The sequence below is a fragment of the Pseudomonas tremae genome, assembly GCF_001401155.1.
In the GTDB taxonomy this organism is placed as follows: domain Bacteria; phylum Pseudomonadota; class Gammaproteobacteria; order Pseudomonadales; family Pseudomonadaceae; genus Aquipseudomonas; species Aquipseudomonas tremae.
The window spans coordinates 1-502 of record NZ_LJRO01000367.1; the positions used below are offsets into that span (position 1 = coordinate 1).

Below are 502 nucleotides of genomic sequence, written 5' to 3' on the forward strand. Positions count from 1 at the left end.
CTATTCAATGCCGATGCCGAGCGTCTGGAACTTCTGTTCTCCGGGCGCCGACTGGTCCTGAAAAACAACCTCGACGCGGCAACCGCTGAAAAATACCGCGCAACGCTGGAGCGTGCAGGCGCACGGGTCCATGTGCTGGAAATGAATACCCCGCTGCCCATGGAAGAGGTCGAACTGGCACCGCCGCCCGACGCTCCTACCTGGTTGCGTAAATCCCAGGCCACCCCGCAGTCGGGTACGGGCCGTCTGCAGATCAAACCGCGTGACGCGTATATGGCTGCTTTCGAAAGTGTCGATGCGCCGGATTATTCGGTGGCCGAAGCGGGGGTCGACCTGTTGCCTGCCAAACCTCAGCCCGCTGCGCCGCTGCTGGATCTTTCCCGATTTAGCCTGGCACCGGTGGGCAGCGACATGGGCCATGTCGAAAGGCCCGAGTCACAAGCTGCTCCCGATACTTCTCACCTGAAGGTCATTCCGGAGTAATGCCGCAGGCCAACTGAAT

Annotated in this window: 1 protein-coding gene; it reads left to right on the forward strand. The window is 60.8% G+C overall.

Annotated elements, in window-relative coordinates; translation table 11 throughout:
• A partial coding sequence (locus ALO43_RS20800; RefSeq protein WP_054997989.1) for a hypothetical protein occupies window positions 1–483 on the forward strand: 483 nt, incomplete at its 5' end.
• Between the last annotated feature and the right edge of the window lie 19 nt (window positions 484–502).